Source organism: Streptomyces aurantiacus (assembly GCF_027107535.1).
Classification (GTDB): Bacteria; Actinomycetota; Actinomycetes; order Streptomycetales; family Streptomycetaceae; genus Streptomyces.
On sequence record NZ_CP114283.1, the window covers coordinates 2,424,417 to 2,447,808 of the forward strand.

The window sequence follows — 23,392 nt, forward strand, 5'->3', positions numbered from 1 at the left end:
GCTCCTATCCTGCCTCGTCCGCATCGGGCACTCCAGCCTCCCCCGTGCCGTCGAACAGGGCGAGGGCCGAGCCCACCAGCCCGATGTGGCTGAACGCCTGGGGGAAGTTCCCGAGCTGGTGGCCGGCCACGGGGTCGTACTCCTCGGCCAGCAGCCCCACGTCGTTGCGGAGCGCGACCAGCCGCTCGAACAGGTCGAGGGCCTCCTTCGTACGGCCCGTCAGGTGCAGGGCGTCGGCGAGCCAGAACGAGCAGACGAGGAACGAGCCCTCGCCGCCCGGCAGTCCGTCGACGTCCTTCAGGTCCGATCCGCCCCGGTCGGAGTCGTAGCGGTGCACGAAGCCGTCACGGGCGAGTTCCGTGCGCACCGCGTCGACCGTCCCGACCACCCGCGGGTCGTCGGCCGGCAGGAAGCCGAGGCGGGGGATCAGCAGCAGCGCGGCGTCCAGCTCACGGGAGCCGTAGGACTGGGTGAACGTGTTCCGCTCCGGGTCGAATCCGCGCTCGCACACCTCGCGGTGCACCTCGTCGCGCATCGCGCGCCAGCGCTCCACGTCCCCGTCCAGCCCGGGGTTCTCCTCCAGGGTGCGTACGGTGCGGTCGGCGGCCACCCACGCCATCACCTTCGAGTGCACGAAGTGACGGCGCGGCCCGCGCACCTCCCACAGCCCCTCGTCGGGCTTGCGCCACGCCTCGTGCAGGAAGTCCATCAGGGCCTGGTGCAGCCGCCACATGTCCGGTTTGGCCGGCACACCCCCGTGCTGCGCCAGGGTGAGCGAGTCGATCACCTCTCCGTACACGTCGAGCTGCAACTGCCGTACGGCGTCGTTGCCGATCCGCACCGGTGCCGAGCGGCGGAAGCCGGGCAGCCACGCCAGCTCGTACTCGGGGATCCGCCGCTCGCCCGCCAGCCCGTACATGATCTGCAGGTCCGCCGGATCGCCCGCCACCGCGCGCAGCAGCCAGTCGCGCCAGGCCTCCGCCTCCTCCTGGTAGCCGCACGCGAGCAGCGCGCCCAGCGTGAGCGTGGAGTCGCGCAGCCAGCAGTAGCGGTAGTCCCAGTTGCGGACGCCGCCGATCTCCTCGGGGAGCGAGGTCGTGGGGGCCGCGACGATGCCACCGCTCGGCGCGTACGTGAGGGCCTTGAGGGTGATCAGGGAGCGGACGACCGCGTCCCGGTGGGGTCCGTCGTAGCGGCAGCGGGCCGCCCAGGCCTGCCAGTCGGAGACGCTGTGGGTCAGCGCATCGAACGGGTCGACGCGCTCGGGGCGCGCCTCGTGCGAAGGGTGCCAGGTCAGGACGAAGGCGACCTGCTCGCCCTCGTCGATCGTGAACTGCGAGTGCGTCCCGAAGTCCTCGCCCCAGGTGTGCACCTCGGGCTCGCTGCGCAGCCACGCCGAGTCGGGGCCCGCGACGGCCACCCGATGGCCGTCCGACCTGCGTACCCACGGTACGACCGAGCCGTAGTCGAAGCGCAGCCGCAGCGTGCTGCGCACGGTCACCCGGCCCTTGAGGCACTCGACGATCCGTACGACGTCGGGTGCGCGGTCGCGCTGGGGCATCAGGTCGGTGACGCGTACCGTGCCCTCCTCGGTGTCCCACTCGGTGTCGAGCACGAGGGTGTCGGGCCGGTAGGCCCGGCGCGTGCAGACGCCCGCTCCCTCCGGCGCGATCCGCCAGTGTCCGTTCTCCTCGTCCCCCAGCAGCTTCGCGAAGCAGGCCGCGGAGTCGAACCGGGGCAGACAGAGCCAGTCGATGGAACCGTCCCGCCCTACCAGGGCGGCGGTCTGGTGGTCGCCGATGAGCGCGTAGTCCTCGATGGAAGGGTGCACGTGTGCCGGGTTCCCGGCGGATCCGGTGATCAATCCCGGCGGATCGGCTCGCCTGATCCCTTTGTCGGTTCGGCTGTGTCGCGGTTCCGGTGGGGGCTTGACGCCCAGTTCACCGCGACCCTGAGGGGACGCGGTTCCGCACTCCTGGAAAGACGGGGTGCGGCCCGGTTTCCGGAGTCAGACGACGGCGGGCTCGGCCTCCGGCGCGGACTCGGCCTCGGCCGCCTCCGCCCGGTCGCGGCGCTCACGGCGGACCAGGACCACCCAGCCGACGGGGACGCCCGCGGCGAAGAGCCACCACTGGATCGCGTACGCCATGTGGGGGCCGATGCCACTGTGGTCCGGTTCCGCGATCAGTTCGGGGCTGTCGCCCTTCGGCTCGGGCGCGGTCATCTCGACGTAGCCGCCGAGGACCTCCTTGCCGAGGGCCTTCGCCTGCTGCTCGCTGCTGATCAGCATGACCATGCGGTCGGGGAGGCCGCGCACGTCCTTGATACCGCTGTCGGCCGTCGTCTCGTCGGCCATCAGCCGGCCCGTGACGGTGGTCTCGCCCTTCGCGGGCGCGGGGATCTTCGGGAACTCGGTCTGCGCGCCGTCCGCGGGGATCCAGCCCCGGTTGACCATGAGGACCCGGCCGTCGTCCAGGACGAACGGTGTCAGCACGTGGAAGCCCACCTCCTCGTCGGAGTTGGTGCGGCGGCGGACCACCACCTCGTCGGCGGTGTCGAAGGTGCCCTTCGCGGTCACCCGGCGGTACAGGTCGTCGCGCCCGACGGCCCGGCCCGGTGCGGTGAGCGACTCGGCGGGGACCGGCTTCGCGGCCAGCGAGTCGGAGATCACGTGGTTCAGCGCGACCTTGTGCTCGTGCCGGTGCAGCTGCCAGAAACCCAGCTCGATCATCGTCGGGATGAGCGTGAGCGTGATGAGGGTGAGGATCACCCACTGCCGGGACAACAGGAAGCGGTACACCCCACGACCGTACAACCGGGCCGTGGGGTGTGTTCGGTCGGGTACCGGGTCACACCTTGTCGACGATCCCCACCTTTCCCTCCGCGCGGGCGCAGTGGGCACCGCAGTACCAGTGGCCCTCGACCTCGACGCCCTGCCCGATGATCTGGACACGACAGTGCTCGCAGATGGGTGCCATGCGGTGGATCGCGCAGGAGAAGCAGTCGAAGACGTGCACAGCGCCCTGCGCGTGCACCTCGAAGGTCATTCCGTAGCTGTTGCCGCAAACTTCACATGTCGCCATGCGCCACAGGGTGGGCCGTCGCGAAGGCCCGGGCGAGAGGGCTCCGGGCGAGTCGCGCGGCAATCACCCGTCCGCACGGTCACGCGTCCGACGCCGGCTCCACGTTCCCGAGGAGCTGCCCGAAGGCCGCCTCGTCGACGACCGGGGTGCCGAACTGCCGGGCCTTGACCACCTTGGACGTACCGGAGTCGGGGTCGTTCGTGACGAGGAGGCTGGTCAGCCGGGACAGGCTCGTCGCGACATGCAGTCCGGCCTCTACGGCGCGGTCCTCGAGGAGGTCGCGCTCGACCGAGGTGTCCCCGGAGAACGCGATGCGCATGCCCTGCTTGAGCTGCCTGCCCGGTTCGTACCGTCCCGGGTTCGGGTACGGGCAGGCGGGCCGCTTGCGCGAGGGGCGCCAACTCCCCGACGGATAACCCCCGGACGGGTAGCCCCCGGACTGCCGTCCGATGCGCGGGGCCGAGCGGTCCGACCACTCCGTCAGCGGCCGGCACTCCAGCAGCGGCAGCCGTACACCGTCGCGCGCGGCGGCCCGCAGACTCGGCCGGAACGCCTCCGCGAGCACCCGCGCGTCGTCCAGCGCGTGGTGCGCGCGCTGCTGCACGACGCCGAAGTGCGCGGCGAGCGACTCCAGCTTGTGGTTGGCCAGCGGCAGGCCCAGCTCCTTGGACAGGGCGATGGTGCACAGCCGCTGACGGACCGGTGCCTCACGCTCGGCGCGCGCGTACTCCCGGGCGATCATCCCCCAGTCGAAGACCGCGTTGTGTGCGACGAGCACCCGGCCCTGGAGCCGGGCCGTGAACTCCTCGGCGATCTCCGGAAACAGGGGAGCCCCTTCGAGCACGTCGCTCGTCAGGCCGTGGATCCACACCGGGCCCGGGTCCCGCTCCGGGTTGACCAGCGTGTACCAGTGGTCCTCGACCTCGCCGCGCGCGTCCAGCCGGTAGACCGCGGCCGACACTATGCGGTCGTCACGGGCCAGTCCGGTGGTCTCCACGTCGACGACCGCGTACCCCTGCGGATACGCGGCCGGCCACGGGGCGGCGGACGGTGCGGTCTGACGGTCTTCGAGCATGGTCACTGAGGATAAGGGGCGCGACTGACAGTCCTGTCCCCGGAGTCCGGCTCCGGGGAGCATCCGGAGTCTGGCATTCCGTCAGAAGTCTCCGTCAACAGCGCGGCCACCAGCGCCTTCTCGAAGAGGGCGGACGGTTTCCCCGTGCGGACGGTCCGGGCGACGGCGCGGGCGGGTGGCGGGTCCTCGTCCCCCGTACGCGCCCCCGAGCGCCCCCGCGCCCGGGTACTGCGCCGGGGCGCGCCCACACGTGCGGAACCGCCCGCCGCCCGCCGCCCCCGAAACGCGCCGCGCGGCACGGGAGTTGCGTGGCGGGCAGGGGTGCCGTCCGGGGCCCGGGCGGGCCTGCCCCGCCGATTTCGTGCGGGCTCGTGCCTGCACGGCTATGGACCATTGCCGTGCTCGATGCGACTGTGCTGCGCGCCTGGAATGCACGCGACGCGAAGGGCGGTACGGCATGGCACGCGTACGGTACGGCGCGCGGACCGGGGCGGAGATCGCCGCCGCGCGCACCGCGAGCTCCCGGCTCCCCGACATCTGGTCCACCGGCGTGGTGGCCCTCTGGGAGAGCGACCCGGACGCGGTCGCGGCGGTCCTGCCGCCTCCGCTCAAACCCACCGGACGCCCTCTGGTCCGGGTGAACATCAGCAAGGTCGACCTGGCCGGATATCCCCTGGGTGCCGGTTCGTTCGCCGTGGCCGCCGCGCACGACGGCGTCGAGGGCTGGTATCCGCTCGTCATGCCGATGACCCACGAACGGGCCCTCGTCGGCGGCCGCGAGGTCTTCGGCGAGCCCAAGAAGCTGGGCGAGGTGACGGTCGAGCGCGAGGGCCTCGTCGTACGCGCCGCCCTGGCCCGCCACGGCATCGAGTTCGTCGAGGTGCGCGGGGCCGTCAGCGGGCCGCTGCCCGTCCCGGAGCCGCTCCCGAAGACCGACTTCTACTTCAAGTTCCTTCCGGCGGTGGACGGTTCGGGCTTCGACGCCGACCCCGTCCTCGTCCACTGCGTGCGCAACGAGAAGGTGCGCAGGCTGGAGCGGATCACCGGCGACGTCGTCCTGCGCGAATCGATGTACGACCCGGTCGCCGACCTGCCCGTACGCACCCTCGTCGAGATCACCCTCGGCGAGAAGACGACCGACCAGAGAGGCAGGGTCGTCGAACGGGTGGACGCACAGGCGTTGTTGCCGTACATCCACCAGCGTTACGACGATCCGCGGCAGATCCTCGACGGCCCCCCTGAAGGGAGTGCCTGATGGATCTGGAGGAGGGGCAGGTCGCCGTCGTCACCGGAGCGGCGAGCGGCATCGGGCTCGCGATGGCCCGGCGGTTCGCGGCCGAAGGGCTGAAGGTCGTCCTCGCGGACGTCGAGAAGGGCGCCCTGGAGAAGGCCGCCGACGGGCTGCGCGAGGACGGAGCCGTGGTGCACGCACGTGTGGTGGACGTCGGGGAGCGCGAGGAGGTCGTCGCGCTCGCCGAGGAGACGTACGCGAGGTTCGGTGCCGTGCATGTCCTGTGCAACAACGCGGGGGTCGGTTCGGGCGCCGAGGGGCGCATGTGGGAGCACGACCCGAACGACTGGAAATGGGCCTTCGCGGTCAACGTGTGGGGCGTCTTCCACGGCGTCCAGGCCTTCGTGCCGCGGATGCTGGCGGGCGGCGAACCGGGCCACGTCGTCAACACCTCATCCGGCGACGGCGGCATCGCGCCCCTGCCCACCGCCTCCGTGTACGCCGTCACCAAGGCGGCCGTCGTGACGCTCACCGAGTCGCTGTACGCGCATCTGAAGGCCGAGCACGCGCGCGTGGGGGCCTCCGTGCTCTTCCCGGGACCGCACATGCTCCGTACGGGCCTGTGGGAGTCGCATCGCAACCGGCCGGACCGGTACGCGAAGCAGCGGCCCCGCCGGACGCCCTACCGCAGCCTCGGCCAGTGGGAGGCCGCGATGAAGGAGGCCGGGAAGGAGGTGCGGTTCACGCCGGTCGAGGAGGTCGCCGGCTTCGTGGTGGACGGCATCCGGGCCGGCCGGTTCTGGCTGCTGCCCGAGAGCGGCCACAGCGACGCGCAGATACGGGCGCGCTCGCAGTCGATGCTGGACCGCGCCGATCCGGCGTACCTGGAGAGCTTCATCCTGGACTGAGGACCGACCGAGGAGCCGCTATGGCCTCTGCAACGGAGCCCTACCTGATCATCTCCTCCGACTGCCACGCTGGGCTGCCCACCGAGGAGTACCGGCCCTATCTGGATGCCCGTTTCCACCGGGACTTCGACGAGTTCCTCGCGGGACGCGACCGCCGCCGCGAGGAGATGACCCGCCTCGGCATCCGCAACGAGGCCTTCGCGGACAAGTGGTTCCACGACAACGAGGAGGGTCTGCGCGGTGGTTGGGACCCCGCGCAGCGCCTCAAGGAACTGGACGGCGACGGCGTGGCGGCCGAGGTGGTCTTCCCGGACGCCGACGCCGTGGACAGCCGGACGGCCGCACCCTTCGGGGTGGGCCTCGGGCTCTCCGGCGACCACGACCCCGAACTCGGCATGGCGGGCGCGCAGGCGCACAACCGGTGGCTCGCGGAGTTCGTCGGCGAGAACCCCGAACGGCACTGCGGAGTCGCCCTGTTGCCCGTCACGGCCCCCACCGACCGGGTCGTCGCCGAGATCCACCGCGCCAGGGAGTCCGGACTCGGCGCCCTGATGATCCCCTCCATGTGGGTCGACAAGGAGCCGTACCACGACCGCCGTTACGACCCCGTGTGGGCCGCGGCGGCCGAGTGCGGGATGCCCGTGCTGACCCACTCCGGAGCGGCGCCGCGCCACGAGTACGGCGACCACCTCGGCATCTACGTGAGCGAGGTGACCTGGTGGCCGGCCCGGCCGCTGTGGTTCCTGCTCTGGTCGGGCGTCTTCGAGCGGCACCCCGGACTCAGGTTCGGGGTCGCGGAGTCCGGGTGCTGGTGGCTGCCGAACCTGCTGTGGTTCATGGACCGGCTGTACCTCGGCGCGCACGGCGGCAAGAAGCTGTCCCCCTTCGCGGAGCTGACGCGCCCGCCGCACGAGTACCTGGACCGCCAGGTCTTCGTCTGCGCGACGAACACCAAGCGCCGCGAGCTGGCCCAGCGGTACGAGATCGGTGTCGACAACATCCTCTGGGGCAGCGACTTCCCGCACCCCGAGGGCACCTGGCCCGACACGCGCGCGTGGCTGTCGCGGACCTTCCACGACATCCCCGTCGCCGAGACGCGCCGCATGTTGGGCCTCGCGGCCGCGGAGGTCTTCGGCTTCGACACCGGAAAGCTCGCCCCCCTCGCGCGGCGTATCGGTCCGACCCCGGCCGAGCTCGGCCAGTCCGAGGACCAGCAGGCGGTCGAGGCGTCCTGGGCGCGCTCGCGCGAAGTGGGCCGGCACTGGCTGACGGATCACGACTTCCCGGTCCTCGGGGTGGCCCCGTGAGCGAGGACCGGTACACCGTCATCTCGGCCGACTGCCATGCCGGAGCCGACCTCCTCGACTACCGGCCCTACCTGGCGAAGGCGTTCCACGACGATTTCGACGGCTGGGCGGCCTCGTACGTCAACCCGTACGAGGACCTGATGGCCGACACGGCCGACAAGAACTGGAACTCGGACCGGCGCCTCGCGGAGCTGGAGCGGGACGGGATCGTCGCGGAGGTCGTCTTCCCCAACACCATCCCGCCGTTCTTCCCGTCGGGATCCCTGATGGCACCGGCGCCGACGGTCGGCGAGTTCGCGCGGCGCTGGGCCGGTCTGCGCGCGCACAACCGCTGGCTCGCGGACTTCTGCGCGGCGGCCCCCGGGCGCCGGGCGGGCGTCTTCCAGATCCTTCTGAACGACGTCGGCGAGGCGGTGAAGGAGATCCGGTGGGCCGTCGACGCGGGCCTCACCGGAGGGCTGCTGCTGCCCGGCACCCCGCCCGGTTCGGGACTGCCCGAGCTGTACTCGTCGGCGTACGACCCCATCTGGGCGGTGTGCGAGGAACTGGGCGTCCCCGTGAACCACCACGCGGGCTCGGCCTCGCCGCCGCTGGGCGAGGAGCCCGCGGCCCGGGCGGTCTTCATGGTGGAGACGACCTGGTTCTCGCACCGCGCGCTGTGGCACCTGGTCTTCGGCGGCGCGTTCCGCCGGCATCCCGGCCTGAGACTGGTGCTGACCGAGCAGGGTTCGGGCTGGATCCCCGGGGTGCTCGACATGCTGGACTACTACCACGGCCGTCTGGTGGCCGCGGCGGCGAAGGCGTCCACGGCCGAGTCCAAGTTCGGTGCCGGGCTCGCCGCCTCGATGGGCAAGGGGCCCTCACAGGTGTGGCGGGACAACTGCTTCGTCGGGGCGAGCTTCATGCGCCCCCACGAGGTGCCGCTGCGGGACCGCATCGGCCTCGACAAGATCATGTGGGGCAGCGACTACCCGCACGACGAGGGCACGTACCCCTACAGCAGAGAGGGACTGCGGATCGCGTACGCGGGTCTGACGCGCGAGGAGATCACGGCGATGACCGGCGGGAACGCGGCCCGGGTCTACGGCTTCGACCTGGACCTCCTCGATCGCGTCGCGGCGAAGGTGGGGCCCACGGTGGAGGAGATCGCCGAACCCCTCGAGGAGCCTCCGGCGGACGCGACGAGTCCGGTGTTCGCCCGGGGAGGGTCGGTACGGGTCTGGTGACGGGATTCGTCCGCCGGGGCCCCGCCGGATCCCGGGCCGGGCGGGCGCGGTTCCCGTGCCGGGTCGGTCCGGGGCGGGAACCGCGCGTGGTGGGATCCTCGCCCCTGTGACCGAACCGATCCACGACGAGGCCCACGGCGGTGCGCTCGCCTCCCGGCTGAACTGGCTGCGGGCCGCCGTGCTCGGCGCCAACGACGGCATCGTGTCCACGGCGGGCCTCGTCGTCGGCGTCGCCGGGGCCACGGACGACCGCTCCGCGCTCCTCACGGCCGGGCTCGCGGGGCTCCTCGCCGGGTCGATGTCCATGGCCGCCGGAGAGTACGTCTCCGTCTCCACCCAGCGGGACTCCGAGAAGGCGGCCCTGGCGCTGGAACAACGGGAACTGCGGGAACAGCCACAGGCGGAACTGGAGGAGCTCACCGGCCTGCTGGCCGAACGCGGGCTCTCGCTGGACGTGGCCCGGGAGGCGGCGGAACAGCTCACCGAACGGGACGCGCTGCGGGCGCACGCGCGCGTGGAGCTCGGCATCGACCCGGACGAGCTGACCAACCCGTGGCACGCGGCCTGGGCGAGCTTCTTCGCGTTCACGGTCGGGGCGCTGCTGCCGCTGCTGGCCATCGTCCTGCCGCCCGCCGACGCGAGGCTCCCGGTCACCGTGGGGTCGGTGCTCGCCGCGCTGGCCGTCACGGGGTGGGGGAGCGCGCGCCTGGGAGCCGCGAGCCCGCGCCCGGCCGTGGCGCGGAACATGCTGGGCGGAGGGCTGGCCATGGCCGTCACGTACGGGGCGGGGGCGCTGCTGGGGGCGGCGGGCGTGTGACGACCCCTGTTCCGGGGGCGAGGCCCCTTGGTGGAGATCGCCAAGAAGCAAGCGCGTACCCCTGGTAATACTTGTGGGTAACAACGTCTAGCCGCGGGCGACGGGCCGTCCTACGGTGCAGACATGCCGAACCTGCCCGATGTCGTGCTGTGGTCGATACCCGCGTTTGTGCTGCTCACCGTGGTGGAGATGGTGAGTGTCCGCGTCCATCCGGACGAGTCCGCCGCGGGATACGAGACGAAGGACGCCGCCACGAGTGTCGGCATGGGCCTGGGCAGTCTGGCCTTCGACTTCCTGTGGAAGATCCCGATCCTCGCCGTCTACACGGCCGTATATGAGCTGACACCACTGCACGTGCCCGTCCTGTGGTGGACCGTGCCACTGATGTTGCTGGGCCAGGACTTCTTCTACTACTGGTCCCACCGAGGGCACCACGTGATCCGCGTCCTGTGGGCCTGTCACGTCGTGCACCACTCCAGCGAGAAGTTCAACCTCACGACCGCCCTGCGACAGCCCTGGACGACCTGGACCGTGTGGCCCTTCTACGTCCCGCTCATCGCCCTCGGCGTCCATCCGGCGGCGCTCGCCTTCTGCTCGTCCGTGAACCTCGTGTACCAGTTCTGGATCCACACCGAGCGCATCGGCAAACTGCCCCGGGCCTTCGAGTCCGTCTTCAACGCGCCCTCGCACCACCGGGTCCACCACGCCTCCCAGGGCGGATACCTGGACCGGAACTTCGGCGGCATCCTGATCGTCTGGGACCGCCTCTTCGGGTCGTTCGTCCCGGAGACGGACCGGCCGGTGTACGGACTGACCAAGAACATCGGCACGTACAACCCGCTCCGGGTCGCCACCCACGAGTACGCCGCCATCGCCAGGGACCTGCGGGCGGCGGGGAGCTGGCGCGAGCGGGCGGGGCGGGTGTTCCGGGGACCGGGCTGGCAGCCGGCGGTGCCGGCACCCGCTCCGGCGCGGGCCGCCGCCCCGGAGAAGTCCCTCACGGAGCCCGCCGCGTGAACGCACGCCACGCGCGCGTGCCGCTCGTCGCCTTCGGCCTGGCGGGCGTCGTGGATCTCGTCTCGCTGGCCCTCGGTCACGACACCGGTCACACGCTGGCCAAGCCGCTGCTGATGCCCCTGCTCGCCGTCTGCGCCCACCTGTACGGCGGGCCCGCGCTCCTCGTCGGCGCCCTGCTCTTCGGCTGGGGCGGCGACGTCCTGCTCCTCCTCGACGCCGAACCGGCGTTCCTCGCCGGGATGGCGTCCTTCGCGGCGGGCCATGTGTGCTACCTGCTGCTGTTCAGGAGGAGCCTCGCGAAAAGCTCCCCCCGCGCGCGGGGAAGCCGTCTCACGGCCGCCGCGTACGTCCTCGCCCTCGTGGCCACCGTCACCCTCCTGTGGCCGGGCCTTCCGGCGGACCTCCGCGTCCCGGTCGCCGGTTACAGCCTGCTGCTGACCGCGATGGCGTACGGCGCCACGCGGCTCGGGCCCGTCGCGGGCGCGGGCGGCGCGCTGTTCATGCTGTCGGACACCCTCATCGCCACCGGTGTCGCCGACTGGCCGCAGCCGCCACGGCCCGACCTCTGGATCATGCTCACCTACCTCGCGGCCCAGTGCCTGCTGGCAGCGGGCGTGCTCGCCGTCCGCTCGCCCCCAGAAACCCGGCCGCTCACCAGCGGATCGGCACAGGCACTGCCGTGAGCACGGCCGACACCGCCACCACCAGGCCCAGAACCACGACCTCCGCGCGCGCGGGGGAGTGGGCGGTGAGCGGATCGGCCGCCCGCCGCAGCCGGTGACGCGCCCACAGCGCGAGCACGGCGACGACGACCACGAGGAGCATCTTCGCGACCAGCGTGCGCCCGTACGCCGTCGTCGTCAGCTGCTCCAGGACGGTGCCGGGCGGCATCCGGCGCAGGGTGCTGCTTACCCCCGTCGCGGTGATCGCGGCGAGCAGAACGGCCGCCACGCGCGCGTAGAGACCCAACAGCGCGGCCCCCTCCACAGGAGCCGTGTGCCGCCACCGCATCAGCGTCCGCAGCACGTACAGCAGCCCGCCCGCCCACAGCGCCGCGCAGATCACGTGCACCAGCGTCAGGCCCGAACCGACCAGCGGACTCAGCTCGGTCACCGGATGGGCGCGCAGCGCCTCCGCGACGGCGACGGCGGCCAGCGGCCAGACCTGGGTGGACGGGCGGCGCGACAGCGCGCACAGGCCCGCCACGACGAACGCGTTGACCTCCAGCAGCGCGAGCGCGCCGTCCCTGGACTGGTAGAGCCCGCCGATGTCCATGTCGGAGACGCTGCGCGGCACCAGATTCCCGGTGGCCACCACCGAGGCGAGACCGAGCGCGGCGACGCAACCGACGGCGGCCGCGGCCGGGGCCCAGCTGCGCGGCGCGTCCTCCCGCGGCGCGCCGGGCACCCGGCGCGCCAAGTGGGCGACGAAGAGCTCGCCGGCCGGCACGCACACCGCCGCGAACAGGACCGCCCGCAGCAGCGCGATCCCGCCCGCACCGGGCGCGGCGGCCTCACCCGTGCCGCGCAGCGCGACGGAGGGCCCGAGCAGCGGGATCAGCGCGGCAAGGGCCACCAGGGCCACGACGATGACGGAACGCTGCACGGAGGCCGCACTCACCCGGGGCGCGCCCGCCCCGCCACCCGTGTCGGCAGTCGGTCTTATCGAACTCACCTCAAGATCTTCACCAGTCGTCCCAGATCGGGGCAAGTCCTGGAAAACAACTGGCGCAGCGGCATTCCGCCCGTCCCACGGGCATTCCGCCCATTCATACGCCTGCGACCGTCCCGCGACTCAGGTCCAGCGCGGGAAATCCGAGCCCCAGGGGCCGGGCGGCCGCGCCCAGTCCGACGGCCCGCCCGTGAAGGACACCGGCGACAGGGCGTACCTCAGCCGGCCCAGCTCACTGTCCGTCTCCGCGAGCCACGGACCCGGGCCGTCGTACGCATCCGGATCGCCGAGGGAGCCGTCGTCCGGGCCGGCGGCGTCCGCCCCTCCCTCGCCCCCCATGTCCTCACCCATGAGCCACCCCGCCGTCCTGGCCAGCGCCGGCTCCACGAGGCGTGACCCGCCCTCGTCAAACTGCTCAGTGACGGCGCGCAGGATCCCGGCCGCTAGCAGATACCCCGTGCCGTGGTCGAGAGCCTGCGCGGGCAATGCCCCGGGCCGCTCCCCGGAGCCCTCGCGGGCGGCGATACCCGTAGCGACCTGCACGAGGCTGTCGAACCCCCGCCGGCCGCCCCACGGCCCGTAGGCCCCCCACGCCGACAGCCGGCCCACCACGATCCCGGGCCGCCGCTCGGCCAGCGCCTCGGGGGAGAGCCCGAACCGGTCCAGGGACCCCGGGCGGTAGCCGGTCACGACGACGTCCGCCGCGGCGAGCAGTTCCTCGAAGGCCCGCCGACCGGTCGTCAGGTCGAGCGTGGCGGACCGTTTCCCGAAGCCGGTGTCCGCGTGCTGGTCGGCCAGTTCGGGCAGCCCGGGCGGGTCGACACGCAGCACGTCCGCGCCGAGCAGCGCGAGGGTCCGGGTCGCGACGGGCCCGGCGATGACACGGGTGAGGTCGAGCACGCGCAGCCCGGCGGCGGGCAGGACCGGCCCTGGTCCGGCGGGCGCGAGGCCGCGCGTGCCCGCGGAGTCGAGCCGGGCGCGCTCGACCAGCGGCCGCCCGGCGACCGCCACCCCCTGCGGATGCCGTGCCCACTCCTGGGCGGTGCGCGCCGCGACGGCGAGACCACCGGCCGCGCACACGGTCTCCTCGACCTCCAGGGCCGACCGCTCGGCGAGCACCGGGGCGACCGAGGCCGCGTCCGCGGTGTCCGCGGGCAGCCCCAGCGCGCCGAGCAGCCGCGCCCGGTGATGCGGGTAGTTGGCGTGCGTCCGCACCCAGCCGTCCGACGTCCGCCAGAACCGCGACAGCGCCGCGAAGGCGACCGGCGCCCGCCCGTCGACGAGCAGATGCCGCTCGCTGACGAACGCCGTGGCGAGGGCCCCGTCGTCGACCCGCACCCCGGGTACGTCCGGGCGTCCCGCCCGCCGCGCGCCCAGCTCGGCGGCGGCCAGCGCGCACACGCCCACGCAGGCCCGCGCCAACTCCCGTACCGGCAGCCGTGATTCCAGTGTCCTGGGGCGTACGACGGTCGAGATCCGGGACGGCAGCGCGGGATCGCCGCCCAGCGCGGCCCATGCGAAGTCGGTGGCGGTCATGGGGACACTGTGCCGGGTGCGCTCGGGCGACATGACGACGGGGCCGGGCAGCACACGGCTGCCCGGCCCCGCGAGAGGCGCCAGCGAGAGGCGCCCTCAGGTGGTGCGCCCTACTTCGTCACCGCGTCCAGCGCGTCCGCGGTACCCCAGCCGTAGAAGCCGTTGTAGTTCTTCGGCCCCTCGCAGACCGCGTCGACCTTGCCGTCGCCGTCGATGTCGTACGGCTTGGTGCACGGCGTGGCGTCGGCCTCCGCGTACAGCAGCGCCTTGACCATGGCCGCCGAGGCCCGCGGGTGCGTCGACTTGATCAGCGCGGCGACGCCCGCGACGTGCGGGGAGGCCATCGACGTACCGGCCATGTAGCCCCACGTGCCGCCCGGCATCGGGCCGAGGATCAGACCGCTGGTGGCAGGCGGGGCGGGGGTCTGCAGGCGCGTCGAGTCGCCGCCGGGGGCAGCGATGTCGATGACGCCCAGACCGTGGTTCGAGAAGGACGACTTGATGCCCTTCGCGCCGGTCGACGCGACCGTGACGACACCCGGCAGCTGGGTCGGGATGTCGAGGCACTCGGACGGGTCGATGACGCGCTCGCCCGGAGTCGTGTCGTTGGGCGAGGTCGGGTCGGTGATCGAGTCCGCGGCGAGGTCGTAGTTCTCGTTGCCCGCCGCCGCGACGTTGACCGTGCCCTTCTTCTCCGCGTACCGCGACGCCCGGGTGATGGCCTCGACGAGCGCCTTCTGGTCCGGGTCGTTCTTGCAGTTGAAGTACCACGGGTCGGTGTAATAGCTGTTGTTCGTGACGTCCACGTCGTGCTCGGCCGCCCACATGAAGCCGCAGACGACGGCCTCCGTGTAGAAGAAGCCGGCCGTCGTGGAGACCTTGATGCCGGAGACCTTCACGCCGGGCGCGACGCCCGTGACGCCGACACCGTTCTTCGCGGCGGCGATCTCGCCCGCCACATGCGTGCCGTGCGGGCTCTCGGCGGCGCTCGGCCGCCAGGCCCCGTCGGTCGTGTCCGGCTTGCCCGACACGCAGTTGACCGACGCCTTGCGGTCGAAGTTCGGCGCGATGTCGGGGTGCGTGTCGTCCACGCCGGTGTCGATCACCGCGACGGTGACCTTCTTGCTGCCGAGCGTCTTCTTGTGCGCCTTGTCCGCCTTGATGGCGGGCAGGTCCCACTGCAGGGGCTCCAGCGGGTCCTGTCCGTCCGCCGCCTCGACGTCCGCGACCTGCTTCGCGGTGAGCACCTTGGGGGTGCCGACGTCGGTCGTGGACTGCGCGGGCAGCGGCGCCGTACGCGTCGAGCCCGCCGACGCGACCCCGCGCACCTTGCGGATGGTCTTCGCGAAGTCGGCGTTCGACGAGTGGACGACGATCACGCCGATCCTGTCGTACGACGTCACGATCGTGCCGCCGGCCTTGGCGATGGCCTTCTTCACCTGCGAGGAAGGGCCGTGGCCGGCACGGACGTTGACGACGTAGCTCAGCGGGGTCGCCTCCGCCGAGAGCTGTCCGGCCACGTCGGCCGCGTCGGGCGCCGGAGCCGCGGACGCGCTGACGTTCGGCAGGAAGGCGAGAGCCGTGGCCAGGGCCATGCCCATCGGGATGGCTATGACGCGGCGCGAGCGCGTGTGAGGCGCGGTCATGCTGTCTCCAGTTCGTTTCTCGAGTTCATGGGCCGTGCGGGAATCCCCAGGAGACTCGGGCTACTTGACGGCCTTCAGCGCGTTGACGATGCCGAAGCCGTAGAAGCCGTTCACGCGCTTGCCGCCCTCACAGGTGGCGTCCTGCGTGCCGTTGCCGTCCTGGTCGTACGAGTCGGGGCAGCCCGGGTTGTCCGCCTGGGCCTTCAGCAGCGCCTGCAGCTGGGCCGGGCTCGCCCACGGGTGCTCGGACTTCAGCAGCGCGGCGACACCCGCGGCGTGCGGCGACGCCATCGAGGTGCCCTGCAGGAAGCCGTACTGGTTGTTCGGCATCGTGGAGAGGATGCGGCCGTTCTTCGACGGGGTGTCCGGGATCTGGTAGAGCCGGTCACCGCCGGGGGCCGCGACGTCGACGACGCCCTTGCCGTACGTGGAGTAGTACGACTTGAGGTTCTGCACGCCCGTCGCGCTCACCGTGACGATGCCCGGGAGCTGGGTCGGAACGTCGAAGCACTCGTGCGGGTCGATCGTGCGGGTCACCGGCGTCGAGTCGTCGGGGCTGGAGTCGTCGACGATCGCGTCCGAGTCGAGGTCGTGGTTCGAGTTGCCCGCCGACGCGAGGTGCAGGGTGCCCTTCTTCGTGGCGTACTTCTGGGCCCGGTTCACCGCGTCGACGATCGCCCGCTGGTCGGGGTCGTCCATGCAGTTGTAGAGCCACGGGTCCACGTAGTAGCTGTTGTTCGTGATCTCCACGCCGTGGTCGGCGGCGAACACGAAGGCGCAGACGACGCTCTCCGGGTAGAAGAGCCCGTTGTCCGGGTCGCTGACCTTGATGCCGGAGACCTTCACGCCGGGCGCGACACCGGCTACGCCGATGCCGTTGCGGGCGGCGGCGATCTCACCGGCGACATGCGTGCCGTGGTAGTCCTCGGCGGTGTACGGACGCCAGGCGCCCTCGCTCGTGTCGGCCACGCCGCCCACGCAGTTCGCGGACTGCTTGGCGGAGAAGTTCGGGGCCAGGTCCGGGTGCGTGTCGTCGACACCCGTGTCGATCACGGCGACCGTGACCTTCTTGCTGCCCGGGTTGATCTGTGCGGCCTTGTCGGCGCCTATCGCGCGCAGGTCCCACTGGTCGGCCTCGAGGGGCTCGCTCTTCGGGGTGGCCGCGGCCTTCACCTTGGCGGCCTCGGCGGCCGAGAGGTAGTCGGCGGCGCCCTCGTCCGTCGTGCCCGCCGCGGTCAGCGGCGTCGTACGCGTGGCACCGGCGGACTGGACACCGCGCACGGCACGGATCTTCGGCCCGAACTCGGGGTTGGCCGAGTGGACGACTATGACGCCGATCCTGTCGTACGTGGTGACGACCGTGCCGCCGGCCTTGGCTATCGCCTTCTTCACCGAGCCGATCGTGCGGTGGTCGGTCTTCGTGTTGACCACGTACGCGAGGTTCGGTCCGTCGGCCGCCGTGACGGCGGGCGCGGCCTGCGGGGCCGCCGAGGCGACACCCGGCAGGAAGCCGAGCGAGGCGGTGAGGGACAGCGCGACGGGCACGGCGAGAGCAAGACGGCGTCTGGAACGCAGATGAGCCATGGGATCTCCACTTCATCCGGAAACGGAACCAGCCCGAACACAGGTGGTGCTCGGGCAGGTACATGACGGGGTGGTGCAGGGCGAAGCTATCTCCCGTCGTCCCTGGCCAGCAATGACTTACGGGGATGTCTTGTGAAACGCCGACGACGAGTTCCGAAAGAAGTGCCGCGTGTTGAACCGCTCCCCACGCGGCGCCGTGACGTTGAGCAGGGAGCACGAGCACCATCGGGCCCCCTGTTGGATCACGCCCGGGGTACCTGACGTCGCCCCCCGGACAACGTGATCCACGTCACCGTGAGGTCAGAAATCAGCCATGTCCGTACCCAGCCCGTCCCCCGATCCCGAGACACCCCCGTCCGAAGCCGCACCCGCACCCGCAACGCGAGGAGACTCCGTGGCCACCGACGCACCGCCCCCCTCGAAAGCAGAACCTCATCTCCCGACCACCGCGGAGTTCGTAGAGGTGCAGGAGAGCGCTGAGTTCGGTGAACTGCGCCGCGCCCACCGCTCCTTCGCCTTCCCGCTGACCGTCGGCTTCATCAGCTGGTACCTGCTGTACGTCCTGCTGTCGATCTACGCGGACGACTTCATGGGCACCAAGCTCGTCGGCAACTTCAACGTTGCCTTCGTCCTGGGCCTCGCCCAGTTCCTCACCACGTTCCTCATCGCCTGGTGGTACGAGCGGCACTCGTCCACCAAACTCGACCCCAAGGCCGAGGCGATCAAGTCCCGGATGGAGGGCGGCGCATGAGCCCCGCGATCACCCAGGTCCCACTCGCGGCGGGGGAGGCCAGCGAGCACCGGCCGCTGATCATCGCCCTGTTCGCGGTCTTCGTCGTCGCCACCCTCGTCATCACCGTCTGGGCGGGCCGGCAGACCAAGGACGCCGCCGACTTCTACGCGGGCGGCCGCCAGTTCAGCGCCTTCCAGAACGGCCTCGCCGTCTCCGGCGACTACATGTCCGCCGCCTCGTTCCTCGGCATCGCGGGCGCCATCGCCCTCTTCGGGTACGACGGCTTCCTGTACTCCATCGGCTTCCTGGTCGCCTGGCTGGTGGCGCTGCTCCTGGTCGCCGAGCCGCTGCGCAACTCCGGCCGGTACACCATGGGCGACGTCCTCGCCTACCGCATGCGCCAGCGCCCGGTGCGTACCGCGGCCGGCACCTCTACCATCGTCGTGTCGATCTTCTACCTGCTCGCGCAGATGGCGGGCGCCGGCGTCCTGGTCTCGCTGCTGCTCGGCATCACCAGTGACGCCGGGAAGGTCGGCATCGTCGCCCTGGTCGGCATCCTGATGATCGTGTACGTCACCATCGGCGGCATGAAGGGCACCACCTGGGTCCAGATGGTCAAGGCCGTGCTGCTCATCAGCGGCACGCTGCTCATCACCTTCCTGGTGCTGCTCAAGTTCGACTTCAACGTCTCCGACCTGCTCGGATCGGCGGCCAAGAACAGCGGCCAGGGCGCGGCCTTCCTGGAGCCCGGCCTCAAGTACGGCCTCACGACCACCTCCAGCATCGACTTCATCTCGCTGGGCATCGCCCTGGTGCTGGGCACGGCCGGTCTGCCCCACATCCTGATCCGCTTCTACACCGTGCCCAACGCCAAGGCCGCCCGTAAGTCCGTGAACTGGGCGATCGGCATCATCGGCGGCTTCTACCTGATGACCATCGCGCTCGGCTTCGGCGCGGCGGCCCTCATCTCCAAGCAGGAGATCGTCGAATCCAATCCCGCGGGCAACACGGCCGCGCCACTGCTCGCCCTGCATCTGGGCGGCGTCGACTCGGCCTGGGGCGCGATCCTGCTCGCCACGATCTCCGCGGTGGCCTTCGCGACGATCCTCGCGGTGGTCGCCGGTCTGACCCTGGCCTCGTCCTCGTCGTTCGCCCACGACATCTACGCGAACGTCATCAAGAAGGGCCAGGCGACCGAGAAGCAGGAGATCAACGCCGCCCGCTACGCCACCATCGGCATCGGAGTCGTCTCCATCGGCCTCGGCGCCCTCGCCCGCGACCTCAACGTCGCCGGTCTGGTCGCCCTCGCCTTCGCGGTCGCCGCCTCCGCCAACCTGCCGACGATCCTCTACAGCCTCTTCTGGAAGCGGTTCACCACCCAGGGCGCGCTGTGGTCGATCTACGGAGGCCTCACCACGGCGGTCGGCCTGGTGCTCTTCTCGCCGGTCGTCTCGGGCAAGGCCACCTCGATGTTCCCGGACGTCGACTTCCACTGGTTCCCGCTGGAGAACCCGGGCATCATCTCCATCCCGGTCGGCTTCCTGCTGGGCTTCGTCGGCACCCTCCTGTCCAAGGAGAAGGCGGACGCCGGCAAGTACGCCGAGCTGGAGGTCCGCTCCCTCACCGGAACCGGAGCGCACTGACCGTCACACCGAGCGGCCGCGTCGTAGATCCCTACGACGCGGCCGCGGCATGTCTGGAGCGATCGGGCCACTCTCGTTGTCGGTCCCTTCACGTAGGCTCGCAGGTATCGGGTCGACTGATCGTTCGAAGCAGTCAGGTCCGTATCGAGGGAGGGGGCCCACGTGCTCATCGACACCTACGGCCGGGTGGCCACCGACCTGCGCGTCTCACTGACCGACCGGTGCAACCTGAGATGTACGTACTGCATGCCCGAGGAGGGCCTGCAGTGGCTGGCCAAGCCCGACCTGCTCACGGACGACGAGATCGTCCGTCTCATCGGCATAGCGGTGACGCGACTCGGCATCACCGAGGTCCGCTTCACCGGCGGCGAGCCCCTGCTGCGCCCCGGTCTCGTCGGGATCGTGGAGCGCGTGGCCGCTCTTGAGCCCCGCCCCCAGATGTCCCTGACGACGAACGGCATCGGCCTCAAGCGCACCGCGACCGCCCTGAAGGCGGCAGGGCTCGACCGGGTCAACGTCTCGCTGGACACCCTGCGCCCGGACGTCTTCAAGACCCTCACCCGCCGTGACCGCCACAAGGACGTCATCGAGGGCCTCGAAGCGGCCCGCGCCGCGGAGCTGACGCCGGTCAAGGTCAATTCCGTACTCATGCCGGGACTGAACGAGAACGAGGCGCCGGACCTGCTCGCCTGGGCCGTGGAGCACGACTACGAACTGCGGTTCATCGAGCAGATGCCCCTCGACGCGCAGCACGGCTGGAAGCGCGAGGGCATGGTCACCGCCGGGGACATCCTCGCCTCGCTGCGTACGCGCTTCGAGCTCACGGAGGAAGGGTCCGAGGAGCGCGGCTCGGCGCCCGCCGAGCGCTGGGTCGTGGACGGCGGACCGCACCGGGTCGGAGTGATCGCCTCGGTCACCCGCCCGTTCTGCTCGGCCTGCGACCGTACGCGGCTCACCGCGGACGGCCAGGTCCGCACCTGCCTCTTCGCCTCGGAGGAGACCGACCTGCGGGCGGCGCTCCGCTCGGACGCGCCGGACGAGGAGGTCGCCCGGATCTGGCGGCTGGCGATGTGGGGGAAGAAGGCCGGAGCAGGTCTGGACGACCCGTCGTTCGTACAGCCGGACCGCCCGATGTCGGCGATCGGCGGCTGACGGCCCGGCGCGGGGGCGCCGCCCGCTCAGCTCTCGGGCGGCCGCTCCGCGGACTCCCATTCCTCCATGAGCACGACATCCTTCAGGAAGCCGCGCGTGCCCAGGAACTTCGACAGGTGTTCGCGGTGCTCCTCGCACGCGAGCCAGGTCTTGCGCCGCTCAGGTGTGTGCAGCTTCGGATTGTTCCAGGCGAGCACCCACACGGCGTCCGCCCGGCAGGCCTTGGCGGAGCAGATGGGAGAAGAGGAGGACTCCGGGTCGGAACCGGGGACGTTCAGAATCACGTCCTCGACCCTAGTCGAGGAGTCACCCGGTAGGACCGGCGGATGTGCCCGTCCGGCAGGCCCCGCAAAAGGCGACGCCGAGCAGCCACGGGGGGAGCTGCCCGGCGTCGGTCTGTCGCTCCGACGGGGGATGCGGAGCGCGTTCCAAGTATGTCACGGGTAACCCGTTGCCCGGCAACGGAACAACATGATTGATCTGAGCTTTTCCTGAGCTTTGCGGGGGGTCCGGATTCCGCTTTCGGAGCATCCTCCGTGGTCAGGCCCGCTCGCGCGGTTCGCCCCGCGGACGCGCGTCCGGGTCGGCCGCCAGGTCCTCCGGGGCGGGTTCCGCGACGCCTCCGGCACCGGGCTCCGCCAGCATGGGACGGGTGGGCGCGGTCACGAAGGTGGACGGCAGCGAGGGCGCGTTCTCCCGGCCCGCGTTGGCGATCACCACGGAGATGTAGGGGAGCAGGATGCCGAGCACCAGCGCAACGACCGCGACGTGCCGCTCGACGTTCCACAGGGTGGCCGCGAGGACCACGGAGACCGTGCGGACGGACATCGAGATGATGTAGCGGCGCTGCCTGCCCCGTACGTCGTCGGCGAGCCCCTGCCGGGCCCCGGTGATCCGGAAGACCTCGGCGTCGCTCTGCTTGCGCATCACGCTCCACCACCCCGCCTGCATCGGACGCTCCCGGCCCGTACGGACCTCCACGTTACGCCGCGGCTGCGCCGCCCACGAGACCGGGTCGGCTCCGGTCCGGCTGGTGACGACTGCGCCGTACCGCGTACGGCCGTGCCCGACATGCGCCGTACGGCAACCGGCCCGACACTGGGCGTAATGCTCGCGTAGAGCCGTATAGGAGGCAGCCATGGGCTGGTTGTGGGCGATCATCGTGGGATTCGTACTGGGCCTGCTGGCCAAGGCGATCATTCCGGGCAAACAGCACAGCCCGCTCTGGCTCACCACGATCTTCGGGATCATCGGCGCGATCGTCGGCAACGCGATCGCCCGCGGCTTCGGTATCGACGAGACCAGTGGCATCGACTGGGGCCGGCACGCCCTCCAGCTCGCCGCCGCGGTCGTCATCGTCTTCCTGGGCGACATGCTCTACACGGCGATGCGAGGCAACAAACAGAGAACCTGAACGCACGCGAGGGAGGGCGGGTCCGTGGCGGACCCGCCCTCCCTCGCGAGCCGGGCGCCGGCGGCAGCGGGCGCCCTTTTCCTACGGAGCGACCTCCACGGCGGCAAGGTTCTTCTTGCCCCGCCGCAGCACCAGCCACCGCCCGTGCAGCAGGTCCTCCTTGCCGGGGACGGCGTCCTCGGAGGCGACCTTCACGTTGTTCACGTACGCCCCGCCCTCCTTGACCGTCCTTCGCGCCGCCGACTTGCTGGCCACGAGGCCCACCTCCGCGAAGAGGTCCACCACGGGGCCGGGCTCGGAAACCCGTACGTGCGGCAGCTCGGAGAGCGCGGCGCTCAGCGTCGCCGGGTCGAGCTCGGCGAGCTCGCCCTGGCCGAAGAGCGCCCGCGACGCGGCGATCACGGCGGCCGTCTGGCCGGCGCCGTGCACCAGCGTCGTCAGCTCCTCGGCCAGCGCCCGCTGGGCGGCGCGGGCCTGAGGGCGCTCCTCGGTCTGCCTCTCCAGCTCCTCCAGCTCCTCGCGGGACCTGAAGGACAGGATCCGCATGTACGTCGACACGTCGCGGTCGTCCACGTTCAGCCAGAACTGGTAGAACGCGTACGGCGTCGTCATCTCCGGGTCGAGCCAGACGGCGCCGCCCTCGGTCTTGCCGAACTTGGTGCCGTCCGCCTTGACCATCAGCGGCGTCGCGACGCAGTGCACCGCGGCGTCCGGCTCCAGCCGGTGGATCAGGTCCAGGCCCGCCGTGAGGTTGCCCCACTGGTCGCTGCCGCCCTGCTGGAGCGTGCAGCCGTACCTGCGGTACAGCTCCAGGAAGTCCATGCCCTGGAGCAGCTGGTAGCTGAACTCCGTGTAGCTGATGCCCTCCTGGGACTCCAGACGCCGGGCGACGGAGTCCTTGGTGAGCATCTTGTTGACGCGGAAGTGCTTGCCGATGTCCCGGAGGAACTCGATGGCCGAGAGACCGGCCGTCCAGTCCAGGTTGTTCACCATCACCGCGGCGTTCTCGCCCTCGAAGGACAGGAACGGCTCGATCTGGCCGCGCAGCCGGCCGACCCAGTTGGCGACGGTCTCCGGGTCGTTGAGCGTGCGCTCCGCCGTCGGCCGCGGGTCGCCGATCTGGCCGGTCGCCCCGCCCACCAGGGCCAGCGGGCGCAGACCCGCCTGCTGGAGGCGGCGCATGGTGAGGACCTGCACCAGGTGCCCGACGTGCAGCGAGGCCGCGGTGGGGTCGAAGCCGCAATAGAACGTGACGGGACCGTCCGCGAGCGCCTTGCGCAATGCGTCCTCGTCGGTGGACAGGGCGAACAGCCCGCGCCACTTCAGCTCGTCGACGATGTCCGTCACGG

Annotated in this window: 22 protein-coding genes; 11 read left to right on the forward strand and 11 right to left on the reverse strand. The window is 71.3% G+C overall.

What is annotated here, in order from left to right:
* Window positions 1–4 precede the first annotated feature (4 nt).
* From O1Q96_RS12430 to O1Q96_RS12445, 4 genes are all read right to left on the reverse strand, one after another.
* On the reverse strand, window positions 5–1,831 hold the full coding sequence (locus tag O1Q96_RS12430) for a glycoside hydrolase family 15 protein (protein ID WP_269248228.1): 1,827 nt from the start codon (window positions 1,829–1,831) through the stop codon (window positions 5–7).
* Between the two features lie 177 nt (window positions 1,832–2,008).
* Window positions 2,009–2,800 carry an SURF1 family cytochrome oxidase biogenesis protein gene (locus O1Q96_RS12435; RefSeq protein ID WP_269248229.1) on the reverse strand — a complete coding sequence of 264 codons (792 nt, stop codon included), beginning with the start codon at window positions 2,798–2,800 and terminating at the stop codon, window positions 2,009–2,011.
* Between the two features lie 49 nt (window positions 2,801–2,849).
* The gene (locus O1Q96_RS12440) at window positions 2,850–3,083 is read right to left on the reverse strand and encodes a hypothetical protein (RefSeq protein WP_217454597.1); all 234 of its coding nucleotides are present in this window, start codon (window positions 3,081–3,083) and stop codon (window positions 2,850–2,852) included.
* Between the two features lie 79 nt (window positions 3,084–3,162).
* Window positions 3,163–4,158: a DEDDh family exonuclease gene (locus O1Q96_RS12445; RefSeq protein ID WP_269248230.1), complete on the reverse strand. Its 996-nt coding sequence runs from the start codon at window positions 4,156–4,158 to the stop codon at window positions 3,163–3,165.
* 457 nt (window positions 4,159–4,615) lie between these two features.
* Here O1Q96_RS12445 and O1Q96_RS12450 point away from each other — a divergent pair, with 457 nt between their 5' ends.
* The 7 genes from O1Q96_RS12450 to O1Q96_RS12480 all read left to right on the forward strand — a co-directional run bounded on the left by O1Q96_RS12450 (window position 4,616) and on the right by O1Q96_RS12480 (window position 11,347).
* The gene (locus O1Q96_RS12450) at window positions 4,616–5,413 is read left to right on the forward strand and encodes an acetoacetate decarboxylase family protein (RefSeq protein ID WP_269248231.1); all 798 of its coding nucleotides are present in this window, start codon (window positions 4,616–4,618) and stop codon (window positions 5,411–5,413) included.
* Window positions 5,413–6,297, forward strand: coding sequence for an SDR family NAD(P)-dependent oxidoreductase (locus O1Q96_RS12455; RefSeq protein ID WP_269248232.1), 885 nt, complete (start codon window positions 5,413–5,415; stop codon window positions 6,295–6,297). The genes O1Q96_RS12450 and O1Q96_RS12455 overlap by 1 nt, the downstream gene beginning before the upstream one ends.
* Before the next feature lie 20 nt (window positions 6,298–6,317).
* Window positions 6,318–7,604, forward strand: coding sequence for an amidohydrolase family protein (locus O1Q96_RS12460; protein ID WP_269248233.1), 1,287 nt, complete (start codon window positions 6,318–6,320; stop codon window positions 7,602–7,604).
* Window positions 7,601–8,830: an amidohydrolase family protein gene (locus O1Q96_RS12465; protein ID WP_269248234.1), complete on the forward strand. Its 1,230-nt coding sequence runs from the start codon at window positions 7,601–7,603 to the stop codon at window positions 8,828–8,830. The genes O1Q96_RS12460 and O1Q96_RS12465 overlap by 4 nt, the downstream gene beginning before the upstream one ends.
* 106 nt (window positions 8,831–8,936) lie before the next feature.
* A complete protein-coding gene (locus O1Q96_RS12470; protein ID WP_269248235.1) occupies window positions 8,937–9,647 on the forward strand; it encodes a VIT1/CCC1 transporter family protein in 711 nt (236 codons plus the stop codon).
* Between the two features lie 123 nt (window positions 9,648–9,770).
* The gene (locus O1Q96_RS12475) at window positions 9,771–10,664 is read left to right on the forward strand and encodes a sterol desaturase family protein (protein ID WP_269248236.1); all 894 of its coding nucleotides are present in this window, start codon (window positions 9,771–9,773) and stop codon (window positions 10,662–10,664) included.
* Window positions 10,661–11,347, forward strand: coding sequence for a lysoplasmalogenase (locus O1Q96_RS12480; protein WP_269248237.1), 687 nt, complete (start codon window positions 10,661–10,663; stop codon window positions 11,345–11,347). Before O1Q96_RS12475 ends, O1Q96_RS12480 begins: the two co-directional genes overlap by 4 nt.
* Here O1Q96_RS12480 and O1Q96_RS12485 read toward each other — a convergent pair.
* The 4 genes from O1Q96_RS12485 to O1Q96_RS12500 form a co-directional block, all read right to left on the reverse strand.
* Window positions 11,316–12,338 carry a CopD family protein gene (locus tag O1Q96_RS12485; RefSeq protein WP_269248238.1) on the reverse strand — a complete coding sequence of 341 codons (1,023 nt, stop codon included), beginning with the start codon at window positions 12,336–12,338 and terminating at the stop codon, window positions 11,316–11,318. The genes O1Q96_RS12480 and O1Q96_RS12485 overlap by 32 nt on opposite strands.
* A 120-nt stretch (window positions 12,339–12,458) precedes the next feature.
* Entirely contained in the window at window positions 12,459–13,871 is a 1,413-nt protein-coding gene (locus O1Q96_RS12490) for a CoA transferase (protein WP_269248239.1), read from the reverse strand.
* Between the two features lie 110 nt (window positions 13,872–13,981).
* A complete protein-coding gene (locus tag O1Q96_RS12495) occupies window positions 13,982–15,517 on the reverse strand; it encodes a S8 family peptidase (protein WP_269248240.1) in 1,536 nt (511 codons plus the stop codon).
* 60 nt (window positions 15,518–15,577) lie between these two features.
* On the reverse strand, window positions 15,578–17,101 hold the full coding sequence (locus O1Q96_RS12500; protein WP_269248241.1) for a S8 family peptidase: 1,524 nt from the start codon (window positions 17,099–17,101) through the stop codon (window positions 15,578–15,580).
* A gap of 394 nt (window positions 17,102–17,495) precedes the next feature.
* On the opposite strand from O1Q96_RS12500, the gene O1Q96_RS12505 reads away from it, so the two are divergent.
* The 3 genes from O1Q96_RS12505 to moaA all read left to right on the forward strand — a co-directional run bounded on the left by O1Q96_RS12505 (window position 17,496) and on the right by moaA (window position 20,629).
* On the forward strand, window positions 17,496–17,852 hold the full coding sequence (locus tag O1Q96_RS12505; protein WP_269248242.1) for a DUF485 domain-containing protein: 357 nt from the start codon (window positions 17,496–17,498) through the stop codon (window positions 17,850–17,852).
* On the forward strand, window positions 17,849–19,477 hold the full coding sequence (locus tag O1Q96_RS12510; protein WP_269248243.1) for a solute symporter family protein: 1,629 nt from the start codon (window positions 17,849–17,851) through the stop codon (window positions 19,475–19,477). Before O1Q96_RS12505 ends, O1Q96_RS12510 begins: the two co-directional genes overlap by 4 nt.
* A gap of 162 nt (window positions 19,478–19,639) precedes the next feature.
* On the forward strand, window positions 19,640–20,629 hold the full coding sequence (gene moaA / locus O1Q96_RS12515; protein ID WP_269248244.1) for a GTP 3',8-cyclase MoaA: 990 nt from the start codon (window positions 19,640–19,642) through the stop codon (window positions 20,627–20,629).
* Between the two features lie 26 nt (window positions 20,630–20,655).
* Here moaA and O1Q96_RS12520 read toward each other — a convergent pair whose 3' ends face one another.
* The gene (locus O1Q96_RS12520) at window positions 20,656–20,913 is read right to left on the reverse strand and encodes a hypothetical protein (protein WP_269248245.1); all 258 of its coding nucleotides are present in this window, start codon (window positions 20,911–20,913) and stop codon (window positions 20,656–20,658) included.
* 256 nt (window positions 20,914–21,169) lie between these two features.
* Window positions 21,170–21,556, reverse strand: coding sequence for a DUF3099 domain-containing protein (locus O1Q96_RS12525; RefSeq protein ID WP_269253579.1), 387 nt, complete (start codon window positions 21,554–21,556; stop codon window positions 21,170–21,172).
* Window positions 21,557–21,767: 211 nt separating this feature from the next.
* On the opposite strand from O1Q96_RS12525, the gene O1Q96_RS12530 reads away from it, so the two are divergent.
* On the forward strand, window positions 21,768–22,043 hold the full coding sequence (locus O1Q96_RS12530; protein ID WP_217454613.1) for a GlsB/YeaQ/YmgE family stress response membrane protein: 276 nt from the start codon (window positions 21,768–21,770) through the stop codon (window positions 22,041–22,043).
* An 81-nt stretch (window positions 22,044–22,124) separates the two neighbouring features.
* Here O1Q96_RS12530 and tyrS read toward each other — a convergent pair whose 3' ends face one another.
* Window positions 22,125–23,390 (reverse strand): tyrosine--tRNA ligase, encoded by a 1,266-nt coding sequence (gene tyrS / locus O1Q96_RS12535; RefSeq protein ID WP_269248246.1) that lies wholly within the window; start codon window positions 23,388–23,390, stop codon window positions 22,125–22,127.
* Window positions 23,391–23,392 lie beyond the last annotated feature (2 nt).

What these genes read in the sequence shown, in the direction of transcription:
- O1Q96_RS12475 (WP_269248236.1), top strand. Translation starts at nt 9,771, where the DNA reads ATGCCGAACCTGCCCGATGTCGTGCTGTGGTCGATACCCGCGTTTGTG.
- O1Q96_RS12530 (WP_217454613.1), top strand. Translation starts at nt 21,768, where the DNA reads ATGGGCTGGTTGTGGGCGATCATCGTGGGATTCGTACTGGGCCTGCTG.
- O1Q96_RS12450 (WP_269248231.1), top strand. Translation starts at nt 4,616, where the DNA reads ATGGCACGCGTACGGTACGGCGCGCGGACCGGGGCGGAGATCGCCGCC.
- O1Q96_RS12440 (WP_217454597.1), bottom strand. Translation starts at nt 3,083, where the DNA reads ATGGCGACATGTGAAGTTTGCGGCAACAGCTACGGAATGACCTTCGAG.
- O1Q96_RS12455 (WP_269248232.1), top strand. Translation starts at nt 5,413, where the DNA reads ATGGATCTGGAGGAGGGGCAGGTCGCCGTCGTCACCGGAGCGGCGAGC.
- O1Q96_RS12490 (WP_269248239.1), bottom strand. Translation starts at nt 13,871, where the DNA reads ATGACCGCCACCGACTTCGCATGGGCCGCGCTGGGCGGCGATCCCGCG.
- O1Q96_RS12500 (WP_269248241.1), bottom strand. Translation starts at nt 17,101, where the DNA reads ATGGCTCATCTGCGTTCCAGACGCCGTCTTGCTCTCGCCGTGCCCGTC.
- O1Q96_RS12525 (WP_269253579.1), bottom strand. Translation starts at nt 21,556, where the DNA reads ATGCGCAAGCAGAGCGACGCCGAGGTCTTCCGGATCACCGGGGCCCGG.
- O1Q96_RS12445 (WP_269248230.1), bottom strand. Translation starts at nt 4,158, where the DNA reads ATGCTCGAAGACCGTCAGACCGCACCGTCCGCCGCCCCGTGGCCGGCC.
- O1Q96_RS12460 (WP_269248233.1), top strand. Translation starts at nt 6,318, where the DNA reads ATGGCCTCTGCAACGGAGCCCTACCTGATCATCTCCTCCGACTGCCAC.
- O1Q96_RS12495 (WP_269248240.1), bottom strand. Translation starts at nt 15,517, where the DNA reads ATGACCGCGCCTCACACGCGCTCGCGCCGCGTCATAGCCATCCCGATG.
- O1Q96_RS12510 (WP_269248243.1), top strand. Translation starts at nt 17,849, where the DNA reads ATGAGCCCCGCGATCACCCAGGTCCCACTCGCGGCGGGGGAGGCCAGC.